Origin of the sequence: Micromonospora sp. NPDC048894 (genome assembly GCF_040649765.1) — a bacterium.
Classification (GTDB): Bacteria; Actinomycetota; Actinomycetes; order Mycobacteriales; family Micromonosporaceae; genus Micromonospora; species Micromonospora antibiotica.
Genome location: NZ_JBEZFY010000038.1, coordinates 1 through 2,717 on the forward strand (window position 1 = coordinate 1; position 2,717 = coordinate 2,717).

The following is a 2,717-nucleotide window of genomic DNA, read 5'->3' on the forward strand; positions in this document are numbered from 1 at the left end:
CGAAAAACAGCATCACACTCCCACAACTCCCGACCCATACCCCACCACTGAGACCCCTGACCCGGAAACACAAACACCGTCCCACCCGACACCACACCACCCGACACCACACCCGACGACACCACACCCGACGACAACACCACACCCGAACCCGGAACAGAACCCGAACCCGAACCCGGAACAGAAACCGGAACCGGAACCAAAGACGAAGACGAAGACGAACCCGAAGCAGGAACCGAATCCGCAGTCGAAGCCAAAGTTGCAGTCGGAGCCGCATTCGGAGACGGAGACGCAGTCGCAGTCGGAACCGGAGACGTGGTCGAAGTCGGAATCGGAGACGACACGTAATCCGCGCCAGAACCCAACGCCGTCAAACCCGCAACCAACTCCGCCCGAGAATTACCCACCACCACCGCACGATGCGCAAACCCAGCACGACCCGCCAACGTCCACGCCACATCCGACAACGACACCCCACCACCAACACCACCCAGAAAACCCGCCAACCGCACCGCCTGCGCCCGCAACGACTCCACCGACCGCGCCGACAACACCAACGGCACCGGCCCCACCGGCTCGTCGCCCGTAACCACGACCGGCTCCGGCACCGACTCCAGGATCACGTGCGCGTTGGTGCCGCTCATACCGAACGAGGAGACGGCCGACCGGCGGGGACGCCCGCCCTCCCACGGCCGCGCCTCGGTGAGCAGCTCCACCGCACCCGACGACCAGTCCACGTGCGTGGTCGGCTCGTCGACGTGCAGCGTCTTCGGCATCACCCCGGCCCGCATCGCCAGCACCATCTTGATCACGCCGGCCACTCCGGCGGCGGCGAGGGTGTGGCCGACGTTCGACTTCAGGGAGCCGAGGAACAGCGGACGCTCCGCGGAATGCTCCCGACCATACGTCGCCAACAACGCCTGCGCCTCGATCGGATCACCCAACCTCGTCCCCGTACCATGCGCCTCCACCACATCCACCTCACCCGCCGACAACCCCGCACTCGCCAACGCCTGACGAATCACCCGCTCCTGCGACGGACCATGCGGAGCCGTCAAACCATTCGACGCACCGTCCTGATTCACCGCACTACCCCGCACCAGAGCCAGGACGGGGTGCCCGTTCCGCCGGGCGTCCGACAACCGCTCCAACATGATCACGCCGACGCCCTCGCCCCAGCCCGTGCCGTCGGCGGAGGATGAGAACGCCTTGCAGCGGCCGTCCACCGACAGCGCCCGCTGCCGGCTGAACTCGACGAAGTTGACCGGCCCGGCCATCACGGTGGCCCCGCCGACCAGGGCCAGCGAGCACTCGCCGGTACGCAGTGACCCGGCGGCGAGGTGCAGGGCGACCAGCGACGACGAGCAGGCGGTGTCGACCGTGATGGCCGGCCCCTCCAGGCCGAGGGTGTAGGCGATGCGGCCGGAGGCGACGCTCGTGGTGGTGCCGGTGGAGACGTGCCCTTCGACGCCGGCCGGGGTGTGGCCCAGCCGGGTGACGTAGTCGCTGGTGATGACGCCGACGAATACGCCGGTGTCGCTGCCGCGCAGTTCCGCCGGGTCGACGCCAGCCGCCTCGATGGCCTCCCACGAGGTCTCCAGCAGCAGCCGCTGCTGCGGGTCCATCGCCGCCGCCTCACGGGGGCTGATCTCGAAGAAGTCCGCGTCGAACGTGTCGGCGTCGCGCAGGAACCCGCCCTGCCGGGTGTAGGTCCGGCCGACGGCGGCCGGGTCGGGGTCGTACAGGTCGTCCACGTTCCAGCCCCGGTCGGTGGGGAAGTCGCCGATGGTGTCGACGCCGTCGGCGACCACCCGCCACAGGTGTTCCGGGCTGGCGACGCCGCCCGGGAACCGGCAGGACATGGCGATGATGGCGACCGGGTCGTCGGCTACCGCGACGGCGGTGCGGGTCGTCGGCGTCACCGGTGCCGCGCCGTCCGGCCCGGCGACGACGGTACGCAGGTGTTCCGCCAGCGCGGCCGGGGTGGGGTGGTCGAAGACCGCGGTCGCGGCGAGCGTGATGCCGGTCGCGGCGACGAGCCGGTTGCGCAGTTCGACGGCCGTCAGCGAGTCCACACCCAGCTCCCGGAAGGGCCGCTGCGGGTCGACCGGTTCACCGTCGGTGCGACCGAGGACCACGTCCACCTCGGCACGTACCAGGTCGGACAGGAACGCGGTCTGCTCCTGCGGGGTCTGCCCGGCCAGCCGCTGGGCCAGGTGGCCGGTGGCGTCGGTCGCCGCCGCCGCCCGCCGCCGGGCGGGCCGGACCAGCCTGCTCAGCATCGGCGGTACGGCGTCCCGGGCGGCGAACGCGCCCAGGTTCAGTCGTACCGGCAGGACCGTCGGGCGGTCGATGTCGAGGGCGGCGTCGAGGGCGGCGAGTCCCTGCTCCACCTCGATCGGCAGGACGCCGGCAGCGGCGATCCGATCGAGTTCGGCCCGCCCGAGACCGCCGGCCATTCCGCTGGTGGTGTCCCAGAGCCCCCACCCGATGGCGGTGGCGCGCAGGCCGTTGCGGTGGCGGTGGTGGGCGAGGGCGTCCTGGAAGGCGTTGGCCGCGCCGTAGTTGGCCTGGCCCGGGTTCCCCATGGTCGCGGCGGCGCTGCTGTAGGTGACGAGGGTGACGTCGGGGTGGTGTTGGAGTGCGGTGTGGAGGGTGTGGGTGGTGTCGATTTTGGCGGTGAGGGTGGTGTGGAGGGTGTGGGGGGTTTGGGTGGT

1 protein-coding gene is annotated in these 2,717 nt (G+C 70.5%); it reads right to left on the bottom strand.

Features of this window, described 5'->3' with window-relative positions:
• On the bottom strand, nt 1–2,717 hold a 2,717-nt coding region (locus AB0C22_RS31195), incomplete at both ends, for a type I polyketide synthase (RefSeq protein ID WP_357538586.1).